This is a genomic window from Ralstonia sp. 25mfcol4.1, from assembly GCF_900104095.1.
In the GTDB taxonomy this organism is placed as follows: Bacteria; Pseudomonadota; Gammaproteobacteria; order Burkholderiales; family Burkholderiaceae; genus Cupriavidus.
This window is the reverse complement of sequence record NZ_FNJO01000009.1, coordinates 1-23205: the sequence shown is the minus strand read 5'-3', so window position 1 is coordinate 23205 and position 23205 is coordinate 1. Positions and strand designations below refer to the sequence as shown.

Genomic DNA, 23205 nt, shown 5'->3' with positions numbered 1-23205 from the left:
TTTTGCTTTGGGGGCGGAGGTGCTGCCCTGCGACGGATTGCCGCGCCAGCCGCCGACCCGGACCCGCCACCCGCGCTATATTCCCACCCATGACCCCCCAGAAAATCTTCCTGACCGGCGCGTCCAGCGGCATTGGCCAGGCCCTGGCGCGCGCCTATGCCGCCCAGGGCGCGACGCTCGGCCTGGTGGGCCGACGTGAGGACGCGCTTCGCGCGTTTGCCGCCAGCCTGCCCAATCCCGCCGCCGTGCGGGTCTATGCCGTAGATGTCCGCGACGCCGATGCCATGAACGCGGCGGCGTCCGACTTCCTGGCCAATGTCGGATGCCCCGACGTGGTCGTCGCCAACGCCGGTGTTTCGGTGGGCACCGTCGCCAGCGAGCGCGAAGACCTGGAAGTCTTCCGCACGGTGATGGATACCAACTGGTTTGGCACGCTGACCACATTTCAGCCATTTTTGCAGCCAATGCGCACGCAGCCCATCGGGCCGGACGGCTGGCGTGGCACGCTGGTCGGCATTGCCAGCGTGGCGGGCGTGCGTGGCCTGCCGGGTGGCGGGGCGTACAGCGCATCGAAGTCGGCCGTGATCAAGCTGCTGGAAAGCCTGCGGCTGGAACAGTCGCGGGAGCGGATTCGCGTGGTGACGATCGCGCCCGGCTACATTCGTACGCCGATGACCGCGCATAACCCGTACAAAATGCCGTTCCTGATGGATGCCGATGTGTTCGCGCGCAAGGCCGTGCGCAAGATCGGCGCCGGTACGCGCTTTGCGGTGATTCCGTGGCAGATGGGCGTGGTGGCGTCGCTGCTGCACGTGATGCCGCGCTGGCTTTACGACGCGCTGTTTCGTCGCGCGCCGCGCAAGCCGCGGCAGTCGCGGCGCGCATGATGTGGACCGATGCGGTTGGCCAGTCTCACGGCCCGGCCGAAGGCACGGTGCGCATCGCGTCGCTGGTGCCGTCCATCACCGAATTGCTGTTCGACCTGGGGCTGGCTGACCAGATCGTGGCGCGCACCGGCTTCTGCATCCACCCGGAACCGGCCGTGCGCGCGGTGGCGAAGGTGGGCGGCACCAAGGACGTCAAGCTCGACCGCCTGCGCGCGCTGGCACCGACGCACGTGATCGTCAATATCGACGAGAACCGGCGCGAGACCGTGGACGACATCCGAAGCTTCGTGCCGCATGTGATCGTCACCCATCCGTGCCGGCCAGCGGACAACTTCGCACTCTATGCATTGCTGGGCGGGATCTTTGGACGGCAGGCCGGGGCGGACCGGCTGGCGGCGGACCTGCGGGCCAGGCTCGATGCATTGCGCACCCGGCCATGGCCCGCGCGGCGGGTGCTCTACGCGATCTGGCAGGACCCGTGGATGACGGTGTCGCGCGATACCTATATCAGCCAGATGCTGGCGCTGGTGAACTGGGCCACGTGGCCGGACGCCGCGCCGCAGACGTGTGTCGATGGCGATTGCAGCCGCCCCAACGCGGCTGGCGAACGGTATCCGACCTTTCGATGGAGCGACGCGCTGGTGCGCGACCTGGACGCCGTGCTGCTGTCCACCGAACCGTACCGCTTCACAGAGCACCATGCCGACGCGCTGGAGCGGCAGATCGGCAAGCCGGTGCTGCTGGTGGATGGCGAGATGCTGTCGTGGTACGGCAGCCGCGCCGTGGCCGGCGCGCGCTACCTGAAGACGCTGGCGGAAGGGTTCTAGGCCTTCGTAAAGCGGATGACGCCGTCGTCGCCCACCTGCCGTACCAGTTCGCCGCGATGCCACAGCGCGTGCAGGTGCGCCAGCGCCTCGCCCATCGCGAACGTCAGCTGGTGGATGTCGAACTGGCGGCGGAAGATCACGCCGACGATGTCGTGCGCGTTGCACGGCTTCTCGGCGCAGGCGGCCAGCGTCTCGGCCAGGCGGTCGACGTGGTGTTCGCGCAGTTGCTGGATCCGCGTGTGGAGATTGCGGAACGGCCGGCCGTGCGACGGCAGGATCAGCACGTCTTCGGGCAGGTCGAGGTACTTGCCCAGCGAATCGACGTAGAGTTGCAGCGGATTGGCTTCGGGCTCCATGTCGAACACGCTGACATTCGTCGAAATACGAGGCAGCACCATGTCGCCCGAAATCAGCACGTTGGTGGCCGCGTTGTACAGCGCCACGTGTTCGGGAGCATGGCCGTAGCCGGTGATCACGCGCCACGACGCGGTGGCCGGATCGGCGCCGATCTGGACGGTGTCGCCGTCCATCAGGCGGCGGTACTGGGTCGGCAGGTCCGGCACCAGCGACGGGTAGTAGCTCTTGCGGCCGCGCAGCTTTTCGAGATTGTCGGGGTCGGTCAGGCCGTGGCGTGCGAAGTGGCTGGCCGCGAAGTCGCCGCCGGCGTTGGAGCCGACGCCCGAGCCGCCTGCCATCACGCGGGCCGACATGTAGTCGCCCAGGCTCATCCACAGCCGCACATCCCACCGCTTGCAGATCCAGTGCGCCAGGCCGACGTGGTCGGGGTGGCAGTGCGTGACCAGCACGCGGAGCACGGGCAGGCCTTCCAGCTCGTTGGCGAAGATGGTTTCCCAGTGCGCCTGGATGGTGTCGTTGGTGATGCCGCAATCGACGATGGTCCAGCCGTCGCGGCCGTCGATGCGGTCGCGCAGCAGCCACAGGTTGATGTGATCCAGCGCGAAGGGCAGCGGCATGCGCAGCCAGTACACGCCCGGCGCGACTTCCTGGCGCCTGCCCGGTTCGGGCATGGTGTCGCCAAACGGATATTGGAGCTGATGTTCGAGTGCGTTCATGGGTTTTGTCTCGTCGATAACGGCGTCCTCGGCGGGCACGCTCTTGTCCGGATTGTCATGCGCTGCAGTTGACGCTAACGTTAACGTCAATTCGCAAACCATGCACGTCATCTTAGACGAAAAAGTTGATGATGCAACGAATCCGCGAACGACCGTTCATTTTTGCAGGACGCCATATGTCGGCTCAGCCATCTTCCGCCACCTATACGATTACCGATCTTGCGCGCGAATTCGAAGTGACGCCGCGCGCGATCCGCTTCTACGAGGACCAGGGCCTGCTGTCGCCGGACCGGGAAGGCCCCAGCGGCCGCAAACGCGTCTACAACGGCCGCGAACGCACGCGCCTGAAACTCACGCTGCGCGGCAAAAGGTTAGGGCTTACTCTCAACGAAATCCGTGAAATTCTGGATCTCTACGAGTCGCCGCGTGACACCGCCCCGCAGCTTGAACGCTTCCTGCACCTGCTGGCCCAGCATCGCGGCACGCTGGAGCGGCAGCTCGAAGACCTGCAGGCCCAGCTGGCCGAGATCGACCAGCACGAACGCCAGTGCAAGGCGCTGCTGGCCACACACCATGACGCCGGCCACACCCACACGGCCTGATCCGGCCGCGAAGCCGGCACTTCGTGGCAACTCCAATTGACGTTTACGTAAACGTCAATAAAATAACTCCGACATACCGATCCCGAACCCTGCGCCGACCGCGACCGCACAGGTGACAGAACCGGCGACAGACCCAGCGACAGAACCAGGAGACAACACCATGACCGAACTTCCCGGCCTCAAATTCGACCTTGGCGAAGACATCGAGATGCTGCGCAAATCGGTGCGCAGCTGGGCCCAGGCCGAACTGGCGCCGCGCGCCGGCGAGATCGACCGTACCGACCAGTTTCCGATGGATGCCTGGAAGAAGATGGGCGACCTGGGCGTGCTAGGCATCACTGTGGCCGAGGAGTACGGCGGCGCCAACATGGGCTACCTGGCCCACATGATCGCGATGGAGGAAATCAGCCGCGCATCGGCGTCGGTGGGCTTGTCGTATGGCGCCCACTCGAACCTGTGCGTGAACCAGATCCACCGCAATGGCACGGCCGCGCAGAAGGCAAAGTACCTGCCCAAGCTGGTGTCGGGCGAATGGATTGGCGCGTTGGCCATGAGCGAACCCAACGCCGGGTCTGACGTGGTCAGCATGAAGCTGCGTGCCGACTTCAAGGGCGACCGCTTCGTGCTGAACGGCACCAAGATGTGGATCACCAACGGCCCGGACTGCGACGTGCTGGTGGTCTACGCCAAGACCGAGCCGGACCTGGGCGCGCGCGGCATGACCGCCTTCATCGTCGAAAAGGGCATGAAGGGGTTCTCGGTGGCGCAGAAGCTCGACAAGCTCGGCATGCGCGGGTCCCACACCGGCGAACTGGTGTTCCAGGACGTGGAAGTGCCGGTGGAGAACATCCTCGGGGCCGAAAACGGCGGCGCCAAGGTGCTGATGAGCGGGCTGGACTACGAGCGCGCCGTGCTGTCGGGCGGCCCGGTCGGCATCATGCAGGCCTGCATGGACGTGGTCACGCCGTATATCCATGACCGCAAGCAGTTCGGCCAGAGCATCGGCGAATTCCAGCTGATCCAGGGCAAGGTGGCCGACATGTACACGACGCTGCAGGCCGCCCGCAGCTACCTGTACACGGTGGGCAAGAACCTGGACGCGCTGGGCACCGACCACGTGCGCCAGGTGCGCAAGGATTGCGCGGCCGTCATCCTGTACACGGCCGAGAAGGCGACCTGGATGGCTGGCGAATCGGTGCAGATCCTGGGCGGCAACGGCTATATCAACGAATATCCGGTGGGACGCCTGTGGCGCGATGCCAAGCTGTACGAGATCGGCGCGGGCACCTCGGAAATCCGCCGCATGCTGATTGGCCGCGAACTGTTCGCGGAGACGATGTAAACCGAGGTAAAAAGCGGAAAGTGCTTCATAAGGCGTTCGTGGGTATCCCCCGGGGGTCGCTCCCGAACGCCGTTACAATTTCGACTGCCAGCCGTTTCTCGCGCCCGTCCGGAACCTTCGCGTCATGTCTCACTTCCCCAAGCTGCTCGCCTCGCAGATTGCCTACGATGTGGCGCGGACCCTGCTCGACGGATTCGACAAGCATTACCGGCTGTTCCGCGAAGCCGGCGTCGCGGCCAAGGCGCGCTTCGAGGCCGGCGACTGGCACGGGCTGCAGGCGCTGCAGCGCGACCGCATCGCGTTCTATAACGACCGGGTGCATGAGGCCGTGGTGACGCTGCAGGACGAATACGACGCCGAGCAGCTCGACGACGACATCTGGCAGCAGATCAAGCTGCACTACATTGGCCTGCTGACCAACCACCACCAGCCCGAACTGGCCGAGACCTTCTTCAACTCGGTCTGCACGCGCATCCTGCACCGTTCGTACTTCAACAACGACTTCATCTTCGTGCGCCCGGCCGTTTCGACCGAGTACATCGAGAACGAGGAGTCGCCCACCCGGCCGACCTACCGGGCGTACTACCCGGGCAGCCGCGAGGGGATGGCCGCCTGTTTCGAGCGGATTGTCCACAACTTCCAGCTCGACGCGCCGTTCGAGGACCTGAAGCGCGACGTCGGCTACGTGCTGCGCGCGCTTGACGAGCATGCCGGCGAATTCCGCGTGGCGCCCAATTTCCAGGTGCACACGCTGTCGTCGCTGTTCTTCCGCAACAAGACCGCGTTCATCATCGGCCGGGTGCTGAACGGCGACCAGACGTATCCGATGGCGATTCCGGTGATCCACGGGCCGTCCGGCAAGCTGGTGCTCGACACCGTGCTGCTGCGCCCGGAACAGCTGCTGGTGCTGTTCTCGTTCGCCCACGCCTATTTCCTGGTCGACATGGAGATCCCGTCGGCCTACGTGACCTTCCTGCGCGACCTGCTGCCGCGCAAGTCGCGGGCCGAGATCTACACGTCGCTAGGCCTGCAAAAGCAGGGCAAGAACCTGTTCTACCGCGACTTCCTGCACCATCTGCAGCATTCGTCGGACAAGTTCGTCGTGGCGCCCGGCATCCAGGGGCTGGTGATGCTGGTGTTCACGCTGCCGTCGTTTCCGTATGTATTCAAGGTGATCCGCGACGAGTTCCCGCCGCCCAAGGAAACGACCCGAGCCCTGGTGAAATCGAAGTACCAGCTCGTGAAGCAGCACGACCGCGTGGGCCGCATGGCCGATACGCTCGAATACTCGAACGTGGCGTTTCCGCTCTCGCGTTTTGACGATGCGCTGCTGCGCGAACTGACCCGGCACGTGCCGTCGATGCTCGAATACCAGCGTAGCAGCGACGGCAGCGACGAAATCGTGGTGCGCCACCTGTATATCGAACGGCGCATGACGCCGCTGAACATCTGGCTGCAGGAAGGCACCGACGCCCAGGTGGACCACGGCATCCGGGAATACGGCGACGCCATCAAGGAACTGATCGCCGCGAACATCTTCCCGGGCGACATGCTTTACAAGAACTTCGGCGTCACCCGGCACGGCCGCGTGGTCTTCTACGACTACGACGAAATCGAGTACCTGACCGACTGCAATATCCGCCGCGTGCCCGAGCCGCGCAACGAGGAAGAGGAAATGTCCGGCGAGGTGTGGTACACCGTACATCCGCACGACATCTTCCCGGAGACCTATCGCACGTTCCTGCTAGGGGACGCGCGCGTGCGGGCCGCGTTCCTGCGGCACCATTCCGATTTCTTTGACGCTGCCATGTGGCAGCAACACAAGGACCGGCTGCTGGCCGGCCATGTACATGACTTCTTTGCCTATTCACAACAAGAACGCTTCATCCACCGCTACGGCGCAGCAGCAACCGACGACGCAAGGAGGGCAGCATGAGTGACGCCATCGCCCAATTGTTCCGCAACAATCGCGAGTGGGTAGATCGCGTCAACGCGGAAGACCCCACATTCTTCACGCGCCTGGCCAACCAGCAGGCGCCCGAATACCTGTGGATCGGCTGCTCCGATTCGCGCGTGCCTGCCAACCAGATCCTGGGCCTGGCACCGGGCGAGGTGTTCGTACATCGCAATATCGCCAATGTGATCTCGCATAGCGACCTGAACGCGCTGTCGGTGATCCAGTTTGCCGTGGAAGTGCTGAAGGTGCGCCACATCACCGTGGTGGGCCACTATGGCTGCGGCGGCGTGAAGGTGGCGCTCAAGCGCGAGCGCGTGGGCCTGTGCGACAACTGGCTGCGCCACGTGCAGGACGTGGCCGACAAGCATTCGGCCTACCTGGGCACCGTGCTGCGCGAGGACGATGCCCACACGCGCCTGTGCGAGCTGAACGTGATCGAGCAGGTCAACAACATCTGCCAGACCACCGTGCTGCAGGACGCCTGGGACCGGGGCCAGCAGGTGACGGTGCACGGCTGGATCTACGGCGTGTCCGACGGCCTGCTGCGCGACCTGGGCATGGCCGCCAGCAGCAACGAGGAACTGCAGACGCAGATTGCCGCCGCCCTGCAGCAATACGGCGATCCGCCACAAGCATCGATTCGCTGATTTACTACGACTGAAGCCCACCTGCTTCGAGGAGACACAGACATGCAAAACCCGAACGACCCGATCGTCATCGTTTCCGCCGCGCGTACCCCGATGGGTGCGTTCCAGAGCGAACTGAGCAGTCTGACCGCGCCGCAGCTTGGCGCCGCCGCCATCCGCGCGGCGGTGGAGCGCGCCGGTATCAAGCCGGAGCAGGTGCAGGAAGTGGTATTCGGCTGCGTGCTGCCGGCCGGGCAGGGCCAGGCGCCGGCCCGCCAGGCCGCGCTGGGCGCGGGCCTGCCGCTGGACGTCGCCTGTACCACGGTCAACAAGATGTGCGGCTCGGGCATGCGCGCGGCCATGTCGGTCTATGACGGCCTGCTGGCCGGCTCGTTCGACATCGCCGTGGCAGGCGGCATGGAAAGCATGACCAACGCCCCGTACCTGATTCCGAAGGGCCGGGGCGGCTACCGCATCGGCCACGGCATGATCTACGACCACATGATGCTGGATGGCCTGGAAGACGCCTACGACAAGGGCCGCGCCATGGGCACCTTCGGCGAGGACTGTGCCGCCAAGTACCAGTTCACGCGCGAGCAGCAGGATGCCTTCGCGATGGAATCGGTGCGTCGCGCCCAGCGTGCCACCGAGGCTGGCGATTTCCGCTGGGAGATCACCCCGGTCACGGTGTCGGGCAAGGGCGGCGACACGGTCGTCGATACCGACGAAGGCCCGCGCCGCATCAAGGTGGACAAGATTCCGTCGCTGAAGCCGGCCTTTGCCAGGGACGGCACGATCACCGCCGCCTCGTCTTCGTCGATCAACGACGGCGCCGCCGCGCTGGTGATGATGCGCGAATCCACCGCGAAGCAGCTGGGGCTGGTGCCGGTCGCGCGCATGCTGGGCCATACGTCGCACGCCCAGGCGCCGGGCTGGTTCACGACCGCGCCGGTGGAGGCCATCGCCAAGCTGTACCGCAAGCTCGACTGGACCACCGACAGCGTGGATCTGTTCGAGATCAACGAAGCGTTCGCCGTCGTACCGATGGCCGCCATGCACGACCTCAAGATTCCGCATGACAAGGTCAACATCCATGGCGGGGCCTGCGCATTGGGCCATCCGATCGGCGCCTCGGGCGCGCGCATCATCACCACGCTGATCGGCGCGCTGCGCAAGACCGGCGGCAAGCGCGGCGTGGCCAGCCTGTGCATCGGCGGGGGCGAAGCCACGGCCGTCGGCATCGAAATCGTCTGATCGACACACACCACCGCAAACGACAACAAGCAGGAGTCTCGCCATGCCTACCGCGCTCGTCCTTGGTGCTTCCCGGGGTCTCGGCCTTGAATTCGTCAGGCAGTACCGTGCCGATGGCTGGCGCGTGGTGGCCGCCGCGCGCAGTGCCGAAGGCGTGGAGGCGCTGAAGGCGCTGGGGGCCGAAGCCCACCAGCTTGACCTGACCGACGCCGGTGCGGTGGCGGGTCTGGGCTGGAAGCTCGATGGCGAGTCGTTCGACGTGGCGATCTACAACGCCGGCGTGATCGGCCCGCGCACCGAGGGCGCGCAGCCCATCGCGCAGCCGGAGTTCGACGCCGTGATGCACACCAACGTGCTGGGGCCGATGATGGCACTGCCGTTGCTGCTGCCGTTCGTCGAGACCGGCAACCACGGCCGGGGCGGCGTGCTGGCCGTGCTGTCATCGAAGATGGGCAGTATCGGCGGCATGGACAGCAACGGCGCGTGGATGTACCGCATCAGCAAGGCCGCGGCCAACGCGGTGCTCAAGAGCGTGTCGCTGGACGCCCGCCACGCCATCTGCGTGGCGCTGCATCCGGGCTGGGTGCGGACCGACATGGGCGGCCCGAACGCCGACCTGACGCCGCAGCAGAGCGTGGCCGGCATGCGCCGCACGCTGGCCGGCCTGACGCACAACGACAACGGCAGCTTCCACAACTACGATGGCACGGCCATCCCTTGGTAAGGACCGACGCTCATGCTGCTGACCCCCGAGCAGGAAATGATCCGCGATGCCGTGCGGCAGTTCGCGCAGGACGTCATCGCACCGCAGGCCGCCCAGTGGGACCGCGACAAGACCTTTCCCAAGGACGTGCACAATGAACTGGCCCGCCTGGGTGCCTACGGCGTGGCGGTGCCCGAGGAACTGGGCGGCGCGGGGCTCGACTACCTGTCGCTGGCGCTGATCCTGGAAGAGATCGCCGCCGGCGACGGCGGCACGTCCACCGTCATCAGCGTCAACAATTGCCCGGTCTGCAGCATGCTGATGGCCTTCGCCAATGACGCGCAGAAGCAGCGTTGGCTGGTGCCGCTGGCCCGCGGCGAGATGCTCGGCGCGTTCTGCCTGACTGAGCCGCATGTGGGCTCCGATGCGTCGGCGCTGCGCACCACGGCCACGCGCGATGGCGACCACTTCGTGCTGAACGGCGTGAAGCAGTTCATCACCAGCGGCAAGCATGCCGACGTGGCGATCGTGATGGCCGTGACCGACAAGGCCGCCGGCAAGCGCGGCATCAGCGCCTTCCTGGTGCCGACCAGCACGCCGGGCTACATCGTCGCCCGTCTCGAAGACAAGCTCGGGCAGCATTCGTCCGATACGGCGCAGATCGTGTTCGAGGACTGCCGCATTCCGGCCGGCTGCCTGCTGGGCGAGGAAGGCGCCGGCTACAAGATGGCGCTGTCGGGGCTGGAGGGCGGCCGCATCGGCATCGCGTCGCAGAGCATCGGCATGGCGCGCGCCGCGTTCGACGCCGCGCTGGCCTACGCCAAGGAGCGCGAAAGCTTCGGCCAGCCGCTGTTCCAGCACCAGGCCGTGCAGTTCCGCCTGGCCGACATGGCCACCCAGATCGACGTGGCGCGGCAGATGGTGTGGCACGCCGCCTCGCTCAAGGACGCCGGCCGGCCCTGCCTGAAGGAGGCCGCCATGGCCAAGCTGTTCGCCAGCGAGATGGCCGAGCGCGTATGCTCGGACGCCATCCAGGTGTTCGGCGGCTACGGCTATGTGAACGATTTCCCGGTCGAGCGGATCTATCGGGATGTGCGCGTGTGCCAGATCTACGAAGGTACCAGCGACATCCAGAAGATTCTGATCGCCCGCGCGCTTGGATGACAGATCAGACGTTCCCCCCAAACCGTCGCACCTGAACCGGAGCCACCTGCGATGACCGCACCGATCGATTTCTACTTCGACTTCTCCTCGCCTTACGGCTACTTCGCCAGCACGCGCATCGACGAACTGGCCCAGAAGTACGGCCGGGGCGTGATGTGGCATCCGGTGTTGCTCGGGGTGGTGTTCAAGACCACCGGCTCGTCGCCGCTGCCGTCGATTCCGCTCAAGGGCGAGTACTGCTGGCGCGATTTCGAGCGCACCGCGCAGTTCCACGGCATCGACTACAAGCGCCCGACGCACTTCCCGCTGCCGACCCAACACGCCGCCCGCGCCATGCTGTGGCTGCAGAACCACCACGGCGCCGACCTGGCGGCCGCGTTCGCCAAGGCGGTGTACCGCGCGCTGTTCGTCGACGACCTGAACATCGCGGAGCCGGCCGAACTGGCCAAGCTGGCCGAGGCGCTGGGCGTCGATCCGGTGGCGATGAACGAAGGCGCCACGAGCTACCAGATCAAGGACCAGCTCAAGGCCGAGATCGACGTGGCGATGGCCAAGGGCGTATTTGGCTCGCCGTTCGTGATCATCGACGGCGAACCGTTCTGGGGCTTCGACCGCTTCGAGCAGGTTGAAGCCCACCTGAAGAGCCGGCGGCAGACCGAACTGCGCGCCGTCGGCGGCAACGAACTCAACAAGGAAAAGAAGCCCGCATGACCGCAGCAAACCAGGCCGCACGCTTCGATTGCGTAATCTTCGACTGTGACGGCGTGCTCGTCGACAGCGAGCCGATCGTCCATCGCGTGCTGAACCGCGTGCTCAACGAGCTTGGCATCGAGATCACGCTGGAGGAATCGACGAAGTGGTTCCTCGGCCGCGCGGTGCGCGACGAGCTTGGCAATATCGAGGCGCGTCTCGGCAAGCCGCTGCCGCGCAACTTCCTGTCCGAATGGTTCGTGCGGCGCGATGCCGCCCTGATCGAGGAGCTGGAAGCCGTGCCGCATATCCGCCAGACGATCGAGGCGATCAAGGCAAGCGGCCTGCCGGTGTGCGTGGCATCGGGCGCCGACCGCATCAAGGTCAAGCTCCAGCTGACGCACACCGACCTGCTGGGGTTGTTCGTCGATCCGCAGGACAAGCGCGAGCACATCTTCTCGGCCACCGAAGTCGAGCACAGCAAGCCCGCGCCGGACGTCTACCTGCTGGCCGCACGCACGCTGGGCGTGGAGCCGTCGCGCTGCGCCGTGGTGGAAGACAGCCCCACCGGTGCCACCGCCGGCGTGGCGGCGGGCATGACCGTGTTCGGCTATGCCGCCCGTACCGACGCCGACGAACTGCGCGCGGTGGGCGTGAAGGCCATCTTTACCGACATGCGCGACCTGCCGGAGCTGATCGCATGACAGCCAAGCGTCAGTCCGGCGCCGTTGCGGAGCCTTGCCCCTGCGGCAATGGCGCCTACGCCACGTGCTGCGGCCGTTTTCACCGTGGCGAGGCGGTGCCGCCCACGGCCGAGGCGTTGATGCGCTCGCGCTACAGCGCCTATGTGCTGGGCGACGAAAGCTGGCTGCGCCAGACCTGGCATGTGTCGACGTGTCCGCAGGACCTGTCGGCCGATGCCGGCACGCGCTGGCTCGGGCTGACGGTGAAGTCCCACGCGCAGCAGGACGACACGCACGCCACGGTGGCCTTCGTGGCGCGCTACAAGGTGGGCGGGCGCGCGCACCGGCTCGAAGAGCTGAGCCGCTTCGTCTTCGAGCCGCGCGAACCCGGCACCCCGGCCCGCTGGCTCTACGTGGATGGCGACCTGAAGGAACAGGAAGGAAAGGAATGACGGGCGGCGCCCGTTACCGGCTGAACTGGCACGAAAAGCAAGAGAACACAGGAAGAGACATGCCCACGCTGGAAACCAAACTGAACGCACGCTCGGAATCGTTCAAGGCCAATGCCGAGACCATGCAGGCGCTGGTGGCCGACCTCAGGCAGAAGATCGCGAAGCTGGCCGAAGGCGGCGGCGAGGATGCCCGCGCCAAGCACCTGTCCCGTGGCAAGCTGTTGCCGCGCGACCGCGTGCAGCAGCTGCTCGATCCGGGCACGCCGTTCCTGGAGCTGTCGCAGCTTGCCGCCTATGACATGTACGACAATGCGGCCCCCGGCGCGGGCGTCATCACCGGCATCGGCCGCGTGGCCGGGCAGGAGTGCGTGATCGTCTGCAACGACGCCACGGTCAAGGGCGGCACCTACTACCCGATGACGGTCAAGAAGCACGTGCGGGCGCAGGAGATCGCCGAGCAGAACAACCTGCCCTGTATCTACCTGGTGGACTCCGGCGGCGCGAACCTGCCGAACCAGGACGATGTGTTCCCCGACCGCGATCACTTCGGCCGCATCTTCTACAACCAGGCGAACCTGTCGGCCAAGGGCATCCCGCAGATCGCCGTGGTGATGGGCTCGTGCACGGCCGGCGGTGCCTACGTGCCGGCGATGAGCGACGAGTCGATCATCGTCAAGAACCAGGGCACCATCTTCCTGGGCGGCCCGCCGCTGGTGAAGGCCGCCACGGGCGAGGAAGTCAGCGCCGAAGACCTGGGCGGCGCCGATGTGCATACGCGGCTGTCGGGCGTGGCCGATTACTTCGCGCAGAACGACCACCATGCGCTGAGCCTGGCCCGCAATATCGTGCAGCACCTGAACCGCCGCAAGCCGGACCAGATCCGCCTGCACGAACCACAGGAGCCGCTGTATCCGGTGGAAGAACTCTATGGCGTAATCCCCACCGACACGCGCAAGCCGTACGACGTGCGCGAGGTCATCGCCCGTATCGTCGACGGATCGGAATTCGACGAATTCAAGGCGCGCTACGGCACCACGCTGGTCTGCGGCTTCGCGCGGATCTGGGGCTACCCGGTGGGCATCATCGCGAACAACGGCATCCTGTTCTCGGAGTCGGCGCTCAAGGGCGCGCACTTCATCGAGCTGTGCTGCCAGCGCAAGATCCCGCTGGTGTTCCTGCAGAACATCACCGGCTTCATGGTGGGCCGCAAGTACGAGAACGAAGGCATCGCGCGCAACGGCGCCAAGATGGTGACGGCCGTGGCCACCGCCCAGGTGCCCAAGTTCACGGTCATCATCGGCGGCTCGTTCGGCGCCGGCAACTACGGCATGTGCGGCCGTGCCTATTCGCCGCGCTTCCTGTGGATGTGGCCGAACGCGCGCATTTCGGTGATGGGCGGCGAGCAGGCGGCCAGCGTGCTGGCCACCGTGCGCCGCGACGGAATCGAAGCGAAGGGCGGCCAGTGGGGCGCCGACGAGGAAGAGGCGTTCAAGGCGCCGATCCGCGACCAGTACGAGCGCCAGGGGCATCCGTACTACGCCAGCGCGCGGCTCTGGGACGATGGTGTCATCGACCCTGCGCAGACGCGCACCGTGCTGGGCCTTGGTCTGTCCGCCAGCCTCAATGCGCCGATCGGCGACATGAAGTTCGGCGTGTTCCGCATGTAGTTTTTTATTGGCAGATTGGTTTTTTCTGAAGGTTGGTTGTTGTCATGTCCCGTGTTGTCCCCACCCCCTGCCGCGCAGCGGTTGCGCTGGCCGCGCTGGCCTTCACCATCTGGTGCGGCCTGGCCGTCGCGCAGGTGGCGATGCCGGCGCAGTCGGTCGAGCAGGTGGTGATGGTGCCGAAGGTGGGGATGGAAGCCACGGTCGACCTGGAAACCACGATCTTCCGGCCGGCCGGCGAGGGTCCGTTTCCGATGGTGGTGATCAACCACGGCAAGTCGCCGGGCAAGCCCGCGTTCCAGGGCCGTGCGCGCTTTGCGGCGCAGACCGCCGAGTTCGTGCGGCGCGGCTATGTGGTGGCGCTGCCGATGCGGCAGGGGTTTTCCAAGTCGGGCGGCCAGTACGTGGGCGGCAGTTGCGATGTGCGCGGCAACGGCATGATGCAGGCCGAAGACGTGATGGCCGCGCTGGACTATTTGGTGCAGCAGCCCTATGTCGATGCCACGCGTATCGTCGTCATCGGGCAGTCGCATGGTGGCCTGTCGACCATGGCGCTGTCGGCCATCGGCTACCCCGGCGTGGTGGGCGTGGTCAATTTCGCGGGCGGCCTGCGCAACGACAACTGCGTGGGCTGGGAAAACAACCTGATCGACGCGTTTGGGGATTACGGGCGCGGGGCGCGCTATCCGTCGCTGTGGATCTACGGCGACAACGACAGCTACTGGCCGTGGCCGCTGCCCGAGCGCATGTTCAACAGCTACAAGGCCAACGCGAGCGGGGCGGCAAAGGATGCGCGCTTCGTGGACGTTGGGGAGTTCGACGGCGATTCGCACCGCCTGTTCAGCAACCGCGCGGGCGTGGCGGTGTGGCTGCCCGAGGTGGACGCGTTCTTCCGGCAGCTGGGCTTGCCGTTCGACGAAATACCGGAACGGACCCAGCCCGCCAGATCGAAGACCGCCGGCCAGGCATCCTGACCATCCAAGAATCCGGAGGAGACATGCAATTCACGACACTTTCAGTGACCGCCGAGCGCCATATCGCCACGGTCACGCTGAACCGGCCCGATGTGCGCAATGCGTTCAACGAGACCGTCATCGCCGAACTGACCGGCGCCTTCCGGGCGCTGGGCGACACGCCCGAGGTGCGCGCGATCGTGCTGACGGGCAACGGCCCGGCATTCTGCGCCGGGGCCGATCTGAACTGGATGAAGAAGATGGCCGGCTACTCGGACGACGAGAACCGTGCCGATGCGCTGACGCTGGCGCAAATGCTCCACACGGTCTGGGTCTGCCCCAAGCCAGTGATCGCGCGCGTGCAGGGCGATACCTACGCCGGCGGCATGGGACTGGTGGCCGCCTGCGACATCGCGGTGGCGTCTGCCACGGCCAACTTCTGCCTGTCCGAGGCGAAACTGGGCCTGCTGCCGGCCACCATCAGCCCGTACGTGATCCGCGCGATGGGCGAGCAGGCCGCGCGCCGCTACTTCATTACGGCCGAGCGGTTCGATGCCGCGGAGGCGCTGCGCCTGGGCTTCGTGCACGCTGTGGTGCCGCCGCAGGACCTCGACGAAAAAGTGGCGGAGATCGCCGCCACGCTCGCCGGCAACAGCCCCAACGCCGTGCGCGAAAGCAAGCGACTGGTGCAGGAAGTGGCGGGGCGCGAGATCGACAGCGACCTGCTGGCCGACACCGCAAACCGGATCGCCGCGATCCGGGCATCGGAAGAAGGGCGCGAAGGCGTGCGGTCGTTCCTGGAAAAGCGCGCCCCATCGTGGAAGCCGCAGTAGGGGGGCGGACAACGACTGAGGGCGTTCTCCCCTCTCCCACGAGCGGGGGCCGGGAGAGGGGCGAGAGAGGGGCCGAGGAGAGGGCCATGGCGGATCAAATGGCGGACGTCGTACCTTGAGCGGCTCGCCCTCTCCCCCAACCCCTCTCCCCAAGTGGGAGAGGGCAGCAATCAGACGCTTGCAGAGACAGTGGCCGCCACACATTTTTTTAACACCCATTTCCCGGACGTTACCCGCGAGAAGCAGGATTTCAGGCGCCATGCACGTCACGTCAGCCCGCAACATCGCCCATATTCGCTCAACCTGACGCCAACGCGCCGACAGCGCCTGGTTTGCCAAGACAAGACGGACCTTCCTAACATGAGCCTCCCCAATCCGCCCGCAGCCCCAGCGCGTCCCGGCCTTGCCGTGACCGGCGCCGGCATGGGCGGACCTGGCAATCAAAGGAGGGTCCCCTTGACACATCCTGTCCCCAATCCCGCCGGCGCAGCCGCCGATGACATGACGCTCGCGGCTCGCAGCCAGCGCGCTGTCTGGCATCCGTGTACGCGTCTGCGTCCCGATGCGGCCGCCAACGAGCCGCCGCTGGCCATCGTCCGTGGCGAAGGGCCGTGGCTGATCGATGCCGATGGCCGCCGCTACTTCGACGCCATCAGCTCGTGGTGGGTCAACCTGTTCGGCCACGCCAACCCGGCGATCAATGCCGCACTGGTCGCGCAGCTGAACACGCTCGAACACGTGATGCTGGCCGGCTGCACCCACGCGCCGGCCGTGGAACTGGCCGAACGGCTCGGCGCATTGACCGGCGGCGTGCTGGGCAATGCGTTCTATGCATCCGATGGCGCATCCGCGGTGGAAATCGCGCTCAAGATGAGCTTCCACTACTGGCGCAACACGGGCCTGTCGGCCAAGCGCGAGTTCGTGTGCCTGCGCCACGGCTACCACGGTGAGACCTTGGGTGCGCTGGCCGTGACCGACGTGGAAATCTTCCGCGACGCCTACGATCCGCTCACGCGCCGTGCCCATGTGGTGATGTCGCCCGATGCCCGTCAGGCCGGCCGTGGCGAATCGGCCGCCGACGTGGCCCGGCGTGCGCTGGCCGAACTGGAAGCCCTGCTGCGCGAGCGCGCCGGTCAGATCGCCGCACTGATCGTCGAGCCGCTGGTGCAGGGCGCCGCCGGCATGGCGATGTACGACCCGTCGTACCTGGAAGGCGCACGCGCGCTGTGCGACCGCTACCGCGTGCACCTGATCGCCGACGAGATCGCCGTGGGATGCGGGCGCACCGGCACGTTCTTCGCCTGGGAGCAGGGCCGCGACGGCGAACCGGTACCGGCGCATGCCTGGCCCGACTTCCTGTGCCTGTCCAAGGGCATCACGGGGGGTTACCTGCCGCTGTCGCTGGTGCTGTCGCGCCCGGAAATCCAGCGGGCCTTCGTGGCCGACGACATCGCGCGCAGCTTCCTGCATTCGCACTCGTACACGGGCAATCCGCTGGCCTGCCGCGCCGCGCTGGCCACGCTGGACCTGTTCGACGCCGACGACGTGCTGGCCCGCAACCGCGAGCGCGCGCAATGGCTGGCCGACGCGATGGCCGGCCTCGCTGCCGATCCGCGCGTGGGCCACGTGCGCCAGCGCGGCATGATCTGGGCCGCCGATATCGACCCGGAGGCCGCCGGCCCCGACTTTGCCGCACGCTTCCACCTGGCCGCGCGCGAACGCGGCGTGCTGGCACGGCCGATCGGCAACACGCTGTACCTGATGCCGCCCTATGTGTTCGACGCCGCGCTGGCCCACTGGCTCGGCGAGCAATTGCTGGACACGCTGCAGGCAGTGCTGGCACCCACCGAGGAGGCCCGCCATGCTGCTTGACCACCTGAAGCGCGCGGCCGCCGAGCGCGAAGCGCAATCGCTGACGCGCCGCCGCCGCATCGCGCACACGGCCTGCGCCCCGCACCAGTCGGTCGGGGCCGCCGGCGCCACGCCAACGCCGCTGCTGACCTTCTGCAGCAACGACTACCTGGGCCTGGCCAATCACGCGTCGATCGCCCACGCGCTGGCCGAAGGCGCGCACCGCTACGGCGCCGGCAGCGGCGCCTCGCACCTGGTCAGCGGCCACTCGCTGGCGCACGCCGAGCTGGAACACGCGCTGGCGCGCTGGCTGGCGCCCTATATCCCGCAGGCGCAGGCGCTGTACTTCTGCACCGGCTACATGGCCAACCTGGCGGTGCTGACGTCGCTGGGCACGGCCGATGCCACGCTGTTCTGCGAGACGCTGAACCATGCGTCGCTGATCGACGGCGCGCGGCTGGCCCGCGCCGACGTGCAGCGATATCCGCACGGCGACACCGAGGCACTCGATGCGCTGCTGCGGGCCAGCCAGGCCAAGCTGAAGCTGATCGTCACCGACAGCGTGTTCAGCATGGACGGCGACCTCGCGCCGCTGGCCGCGCTGCTGGCGCTGGCCGAACGCCACGACGCCTGGATCATCGTCGACGATGCGCACGGCTTCGGCGTGCTGGGCGACCACGGCCACGGCGTGCTGGAACACCTGGGCCTGCGCTCGGAGCGGCTGATCTATATCGGCACGCTGGGCAAGGCGGCCGGGGTGGCCGGGGCGTTCGTGGCGGCGCACGAGACCGTCATCGAACACCTGGTCAACACGGCGCGCCCGTACATCTATACGACGGCCGCGCCGCCGGCCGTGGCGCACGCGCTGCTGACCAGCCTGGAAATCATCGCCGGCGAGGAAGGACGCAGCCGCCGCGCGCACCTGGCCGAACTGATCGCGCAACTGCGCCAGGGGCTGGCGACGCTGGCCGCGCAGGCCGGCTGGACGCTGGGCGCCAGCGATACCGCGATCCAGCCGCTGATCGTCGGCGACAACGCCGCATCGCTGGCGCTGTCGGCGGCGCTGGAAGCCGATGGCATCCGCGTGGGGGCGATTCGGCCGCCCACGGTGCCGGCCGGCACGGCGCGACTGCGCATCACGCTGTCGGCGTCGCATACGGCGGCGGACGTGACGCGCCTGCTCGACGCCATCGCGCGCGCCATGCCGCGCCAGCACAAGGAGGCCGCATGATCGCCAACAAACCTGAACGCTTTGCCTGCTTCGTCACGGGCACCGATACCGGCGTGGGCAAGACCCACGCCACCGCCACGCTGCTGCACGCGCTGTACGGGGCCGGCTACAGCACGGTGGGCATGAAGCCCGTGGCGGCCGGCGGCGAGTGGCTCGACGACCGCTGGCAGAACGACGATGTCGACCAGCTGCGCGCGGCGGGCTCGGTGATCGTGCCCCAGGAAGAAATGTGCCCGTTCTTCTTCCGCACGCCGGCATCGCCGCACCTGGCGGCCGCGCTGGAGGGCGAGCGCATCACGCGCGGGCCGATCCGTGCCGCGTTCGACTCGCTGAGCACCCGGGCCGATGCCGTGGTGGTGGAGGGCGTGGGCGGGTTTGCCGTGCCGCTGGACGTAGGTGCGGTGCGGTGGAATACCGCCGACCTGGCCGTGATGCTGGACCTGCCCGTGATCCTGGTGGTGGGCGTGCGGCTGGGCTGCCTGAGCCACGCGATGCTGACCGCCGAGGCAGTGCGCGCCCGTGGCCTGAAGCTGGCCGGCTGGATCGCCAACCGCATCGACCCGGACATGCTGCTGCCCGCCGAGAACATCGTCACGCTGCAGGACACGCTGGACGCACCGATGCTGGGCGAGCTGCCCTGGCAGGTGGCGCCGGCCGTCGCCGCCCAACACCTGGACCTTGCGCCGCTGCTGGCCAGCATGCCGCCGGTTGCACCGTCCAACCTCGCCGCGCCGCGTCACGCCTGACCCGCGCATCGTGAAACCGAATACGTATTTCCAGAACATGACTCAAATCGCTGAAACCCAGACCGTCGCCACCATCTCCGCCGAAGCACTGCGCCAGTTGGCCCGCAACATCGCCGCCGCCGCACCCCGGGAGGGCGACGCCTGGCGCGTGGACGACGTGGCCGCACTGTTCGCGCTGCCGTTCAACGACCTGCTGTTCCGTGCGCAGCAGGTGCATCGCGAGAATTTCGACGCCAACACCGTCCAGTTGTCCACGCTGCTGTCGATCAAGACCGGCGGCTGCGAGGAAGACTGCGGCTACTGCCCGCAGAGCGCGCACCATGACGCCGGCGTGACGGCCGAGAAGCTGATGGACCTGGAAGCCGTGCTCGACGCCGCCAAGGCAGCCAAGGCCAACGGCGCCACGCGCTTCTGCATGGGCGCCGCCTGGCGCAGTCCGAAGGACCGCCACCTGGAGCCCGTGATCGACATGGTGCGCGAGGTGAAGGCGATGGGCCTGGAAACCTGTGTGACGCTGGGCATGCTCAAGGCCGAACAGGCGCAGCGCCTGAAGGACGCGGGCCTGGACTACTACAACCACAACCTCGATACGTCGCCCGAGTTCTACGGCAAGATCATCACCACGCGCACGTACCAGGACCGTCTGGACACCATCGGCCATGTGCGCGATGCGGGCATCAACGTCTGCTGCGGCGGCATCGTGGGCATGGGCGAAGCGCGCGAGGCGCGTGCCGGCCTGATCGCGCAGCTGGCCAACATGGACCCGTACCCCGAGTCGGTGCCCATCAACAACCTGGTGCAGGTGGAGGGCACGCCGCTGGCGGGCACCGAAGCCCTGGACCCGTTCGAGTTCGTACGCACGATCGCCGTGGCACGCATCACGATGCCGCGCGCGATGGTGCGCCTGTCCGCCGGCCGCGAGGCCATGGACGAAGCGTTGCAGGCGCTGTGCTTCATGGCCGGCGCCAATTCCATTTTCTATGGCGAGAAGCTGCTGACGACCGGCAACCCGCAAGCCGAGCGCGACCGCGCCCTGCTGGCACGTCTCGATATCCGCGCCGAAGGTTACGCGGGGTAAGCGACGTACAACCTGCCGATCCGAAGGAGCCTGGCTCGCCTTGACCCGGAGACAAAGGGAGGAGCCATGTTCAACAAGATCCTGATCGCCAACCGTGGCGAGATTGCCTGCCGTGTGGCGGCCACGTGCCGCCGGCTCGGCATCCGTACGGTGGCCGTCTATTCCGACGCCGATGCCGACGCGCGTCACGTCGCGTTCTGCGACGAAGCCGTGCATATCGGCGGTGCGGCCGCGCGCGACAGCTATCTGCGCGCGGACCACATCATCGAGATGGCAAAGGAAACCGGCGCCCAGGCCATCCACCCGGGCTACGGCTTCCTGTCCGAGAACGAGGACTTCGCGCGCGCCTGCGCCGAGGCCGGGCTGGTGTTCATCGGCCCGCCGGCGGATGCCATCCATGCGATGGGCAGCAAGAGCGCGGCCAAGCAGCTGATGGAAAAGGCCGCGGTGCCGCTGGTGCCGGGCTATCACGGCGAAGATCAGGATGCGGCGCTGCTGCGGCGCGAGGCCGACCGCATCGGCTATCCGGTGCTGATCAAGGCCAGCGCCGGCGGCGGTGGCAAGGGCATGCGGGTGGTGGAGGCCGGTGACGGCTTCGAGGCCGCGCTGGCGTCGGTCAAGCGCGAGGCGTCGGCCAGCTTCGGCGACGACAAGGTGCTGGTCGAGAAATACCTGACGCGCCCCCGCCATATCGAAATCCAGGTGTTCGCCGACACGCAGGGCAACTGCGTCTACCTGTTCGAGCGCGACTGCTCGGTACAGCGCCGCCATCAGAAGGTGCTCGAAGAAGCGCCGGCCCCCGGCATGACCGAAGAGCGTCGCCGCGCGATGGGCGAAGCCGCGGTGGCCGCCGCGCGCGCCGTGGGCTATGTGGGCGCCGGCACCGTGGAGTTCATCGCCAACCAGGATGGCTCGTTCTACTTCATGGAGATGAACACGCGCCTGCAGGTCGAGCATCCGGTCACCGAGATGATCACCGGCCAGGACCTCGTCGAATGGCAGCTGCGCGTCGCGGCCGGCGAGCCGCTGCCGCTGTCGCAGGACCAACTGAAGATTGACGGCCACGCGCTGGAGGCGCGCATCTACGCCGAGAATCCGGACAAGGGCTTCCTGCCTTCGACGGGCACGCTGCGCTTCCTGCGCACGCCGCCGGCCGTGCAGTTCATGCGCGGCGGCGACGCCCATGGCCCGGCTGGCGTGCGGATCGACGCCGGCGTGCGCGAAGGCGACACCATCAGCCCGTTCTACGACCCGATGATCGCCAAGCTGATCGTCTGGGGCCGCGACCGCGACGAGGCGCTGTCGCGCATGGCGCAGGCGCTGGCCAACTATCACGTGGTGGGCCTGTCCACCAACGTGGCGTTCCTGCAGCGGCTGGTCAAGTCCGAGGCGTTCCGTACCGCCGATCTCGATACGGGCCTGATCGAGCGCAACCAGACCGCGCTGTTCCCGCCGCAGAAGTCGGTCGGCATCGAGGCCATTGCGCTGGCCGTGGCGGCGCTGCTCGAACGCGAGACGCGCGAGCGCCGCGTGGACGAGGCCGACCGCCACTCGCCGTGGACCCACGCCGGGGGCTGGCGCCTGAACGCGCGCGACGTGCGCACGCTGTACTTCGAGGGCGCCGGCCACAAGCTGGAGGTGGTACTCAAGGGCGACGCGCGCGACACCCGCCGCAATACGCTGATCTACGCCGACCAGGCCGCGCCTTTCGCCTACACCTTCAACGCCGACGACATCCGCGTGGATCTGGGCACGCGTCGCACGCACGGGCAGGTGCACCTGGAGGGCGACACTTTCCACGTGTTCCATGCGGGCCGCCACACGGTGCTGGAGTGGCTCGATCCGCTGTCCCACGCCGGGGAAGCCGAGGGCGAGGGCGGCAAGCTGACCGCGCCGATGCCGGGCAAGGTGATCGCCGTGATGGTCGAGCCGGGCAGCAAGGTCACGCGCGGCACGCCGCTGCTGGTGATGGAGGCCATGAAGATGGAGCACACCATCGCCGCGCCGGCCGACGGCGTGGTCAGCGAGGTGCTCTACGGCGTGGGCGAGCAGGTCGCCGAAGGCGCCCAGCTGCTGGCGTTCGCGCAGGCGGAAGACGCTGCTGCCTGACGTTTTGCTCCCCGCTCTCGCCGGGCGGAAGAGGGGCCGGGGGAGAGGGCGCGGCGCTTCCGTTGACGACATGTCGGCAAGCAGGGCCTCGATGCCCTCTCCCCCAACCCCTCTCCCATTGCATGGGAGAGGGGAGTGCAGTGGTCCAATTTCCTCAGACAGGTCGATAGGTGGAAAATCACGATCGACGAGGAAAGACGACATGACAAAGCAACGCCGCAAGTTTGACGCCGCCTTCAAGCTGGAGGTAGTCCGGATGGTCCGGGATCAGGGCCTATCGGTCGCCGAGGTTTGCCACACGATGGCGATTGGGGAGACCGCCCTACGGCGCTGGCTGGTCCAGTATGACCTTGAAGTGGCTGGCGGCAAGGGAGTGGGCAAGCCGCTGACGCCTGAGCAGCAGCGCATTCGCCAGCTCGAAGAGGAAAACCGCCGCCTGAAGGAGGACAACCTGATCCTAAAAAAGGCATCGGCCTTCTT

At 67.1% G+C, this 23205-nt stretch carries 22 protein-coding genes; 21 read left to right on the top strand and 1 reads right to left on the bottom strand.

Features of this window, described 5'->3' with window-relative positions; genetic code table 11:
• Nucleotides 1-89: 89 nt before the first annotated feature.
• Nucleotides 90-887 (top strand): SDR family oxidoreductase, encoded by a 798-nt coding sequence (locus BLQ58_RS16720; protein WP_092600320.1) that lies wholly within the window; start codon nucleotides 90-92, stop codon nucleotides 885-887.
• The gene (locus tag BLQ58_RS16715) at nucleotides 887-1714 is read left to right on the top strand and encodes a helical backbone metal receptor (protein ID WP_092600318.1); all 828 of its coding nucleotides are present in this window, start codon (nucleotides 887-889) and stop codon (nucleotides 1712-1714) included. Before BLQ58_RS16720 ends, BLQ58_RS16715 begins: the two co-directional genes overlap by 1 nt.
• On the opposite strand, the gene BLQ58_RS16710 is transcribed toward BLQ58_RS16715, so the two are convergent.
• Nucleotides 1711-2787 carry an MBL fold metallo-hydrolase gene (locus BLQ58_RS16710; RefSeq protein ID WP_092600316.1) on the bottom strand — a complete coding sequence of 359 codons (1077 nt, stop codon included), beginning with the start codon at nucleotides 2785-2787 and terminating at the stop codon, nucleotides 1711-1713. The two genes, BLQ58_RS16715 and BLQ58_RS16710, sit on opposite strands and share 4 nt — an antisense overlap.
• A gap of 176 nt (nucleotides 2788-2963) precedes the next feature.
• Between BLQ58_RS16710 and BLQ58_RS16705 the strand changes: the two genes are divergently transcribed.
• The 19 genes from BLQ58_RS16705 to BLQ58_RS16615 all read left to right on the top strand — a co-directional run.
• Nucleotides 2964-3389: a MerR family transcriptional regulator gene (locus tag BLQ58_RS16705; protein ID WP_092600728.1), complete on the top strand. Its 426-nt coding sequence runs from the start codon at nucleotides 2964-2966 to the stop codon at nucleotides 3387-3389.
• A 160-nt stretch (nucleotides 3390-3549) separates the two neighbouring features.
• Entirely contained in the window at nucleotides 3550-4731 is a 1182-nt protein-coding gene (locus BLQ58_RS16700) for an isovaleryl-CoA dehydrogenase (RefSeq protein WP_092600314.1), read from the top strand.
• 124 nt (nucleotides 4732-4855) lie between these two features.
• Nucleotides 4856-6667 carry a bifunctional isocitrate dehydrogenase kinase/phosphatase gene (gene aceK, locus BLQ58_RS16695; protein ID WP_092600312.1) on the top strand — a complete coding sequence of 604 codons (1812 nt, stop codon included), beginning with the start codon at nucleotides 4856-4858 and terminating at the stop codon, nucleotides 6665-6667.
• Nucleotides 6664-7335, top strand: coding sequence for a carbonate dehydratase (gene can, locus BLQ58_RS16690; protein WP_092600310.1), 672 nt, complete (start codon nucleotides 6664-6666; stop codon nucleotides 7333-7335). Before aceK ends, can begins: the two co-directional genes overlap by 4 nt.
• 42 nt (nucleotides 7336-7377) lie before the next feature.
• Nucleotides 7378-8568, top strand: a complete 1191-nt coding sequence (locus tag BLQ58_RS16685) for an acetyl-CoA C-acetyltransferase (protein WP_092600308.1) — start codon at nucleotides 7378-7380, stop codon at nucleotides 8566-8568.
• Nucleotides 8569-8611: 43 nt separating this feature from the next.
• Nucleotides 8612-9292 (top strand): SDR family oxidoreductase, encoded by a 681-nt coding sequence (locus tag BLQ58_RS16680; RefSeq protein WP_092600306.1) that lies wholly within the window; start codon nucleotides 8612-8614, stop codon nucleotides 9290-9292.
• A 12-nt stretch (nucleotides 9293-9304) separates the two neighbouring features.
• Nucleotides 9305-10435 carry an acyl-CoA dehydrogenase family protein gene (locus BLQ58_RS16675; RefSeq protein WP_092600304.1) on the top strand — a complete coding sequence of 377 codons (1131 nt, stop codon included), beginning with the start codon at nucleotides 9305-9307 and terminating at the stop codon, nucleotides 10433-10435.
• A 51-nt stretch (nucleotides 10436-10486) separates the two neighbouring features.
• The gene (locus tag BLQ58_RS16670) at nucleotides 10487-11146 is read left to right on the top strand and encodes a 2-hydroxychromene-2-carboxylate isomerase (protein ID WP_092600302.1); all 660 of its coding nucleotides are present in this window, start codon (nucleotides 10487-10489) and stop codon (nucleotides 11144-11146) included.
• On the top strand, nucleotides 11143-11829 hold the full coding sequence (locus tag BLQ58_RS16665; RefSeq protein WP_092600300.1) for an HAD family hydrolase: 687 nt from the start codon (nucleotides 11143-11145) through the stop codon (nucleotides 11827-11829). Before BLQ58_RS16670 ends, BLQ58_RS16665 begins: the two co-directional genes overlap by 4 nt.
• On the top strand, nucleotides 11826-12260 hold the full coding sequence (locus BLQ58_RS16660) for a YchJ family metal-binding protein (protein ID WP_092600298.1): 435 nt from the start codon (nucleotides 11826-11828) through the stop codon (nucleotides 12258-12260). The genes BLQ58_RS16665 and BLQ58_RS16660 overlap by 4 nt, the downstream gene beginning before the upstream one ends.
• Before the next feature lie 59 nt (nucleotides 12261-12319).
• Nucleotides 12320-13927 carry a carboxyl transferase domain-containing protein gene (locus BLQ58_RS16655; protein ID WP_092600726.1) on the top strand — a complete coding sequence of 536 codons (1608 nt, stop codon included), beginning with the start codon at nucleotides 12320-12322 and terminating at the stop codon, nucleotides 13925-13927.
• Between the two features lie 140 nt (nucleotides 13928-14067).
• Nucleotides 14068-14898, top strand: coding sequence for a dienelactone hydrolase family protein (locus BLQ58_RS16650; RefSeq protein ID WP_254775999.1), 831 nt, complete (start codon nucleotides 14068-14070; stop codon nucleotides 14896-14898).
• A gap of 23 nt (nucleotides 14899-14921) precedes the next feature.
• On the top strand, nucleotides 14922-15710 hold the full coding sequence (locus BLQ58_RS16645; protein ID WP_092600294.1) for an enoyl-CoA hydratase/isomerase family protein: 789 nt from the start codon (nucleotides 14922-14924) through the stop codon (nucleotides 15708-15710).
• 501 nt (nucleotides 15711-16211) lie between these two features.
• On the top strand, nucleotides 16212-17582 hold the full coding sequence (gene bioA, locus BLQ58_RS16640; RefSeq protein WP_368086172.1) for an adenosylmethionine--8-amino-7-oxononanoate transaminase: 1371 nt from the start codon (nucleotides 16212-16214) through the stop codon (nucleotides 17580-17582).
• Entirely contained in the window at nucleotides 17572-18792 is a 1221-nt protein-coding gene (gene bioF, locus BLQ58_RS16635) for an 8-amino-7-oxononanoate synthase (RefSeq protein WP_092600290.1), read from the top strand. Before bioA ends, bioF begins: the two co-directional genes overlap by 11 nt.
• A complete protein-coding gene (bioD, locus tag BLQ58_RS16630; protein ID WP_092600288.1) occupies nucleotides 18789-19538 on the top strand; it encodes a dethiobiotin synthase in 750 nt (249 codons plus the stop codon). The genes bioF and bioD overlap by 4 nt, the downstream gene beginning before the upstream one ends.
• A 37-nt stretch (nucleotides 19539-19575) precedes the next feature.
• Complete coding sequence (gene bioB / locus BLQ58_RS16625; RefSeq protein WP_092600724.1) at nucleotides 19576-20616, top strand: biotin synthase BioB; 1041 nt, start codon at nucleotides 19576-19578, stop codon at nucleotides 20614-20616.
• Between the two features lie 66 nt (nucleotides 20617-20682).
• The gene (locus BLQ58_RS16620; protein WP_092600286.1) at nucleotides 20683-22725 is read left to right on the top strand and encodes an acetyl/propionyl/methylcrotonyl-CoA carboxylase subunit alpha; all 2043 of its coding nucleotides are present in this window, start codon (nucleotides 20683-20685) and stop codon (nucleotides 22723-22725) included.
• Nucleotides 22726-22927: 202 nt separating this feature from the next.
• A partial coding sequence (locus BLQ58_RS16615) for a transposase (protein ID WP_139186044.1) occupies nucleotides 22928-23205 on the top strand: 278 nt, incomplete at its 3' end.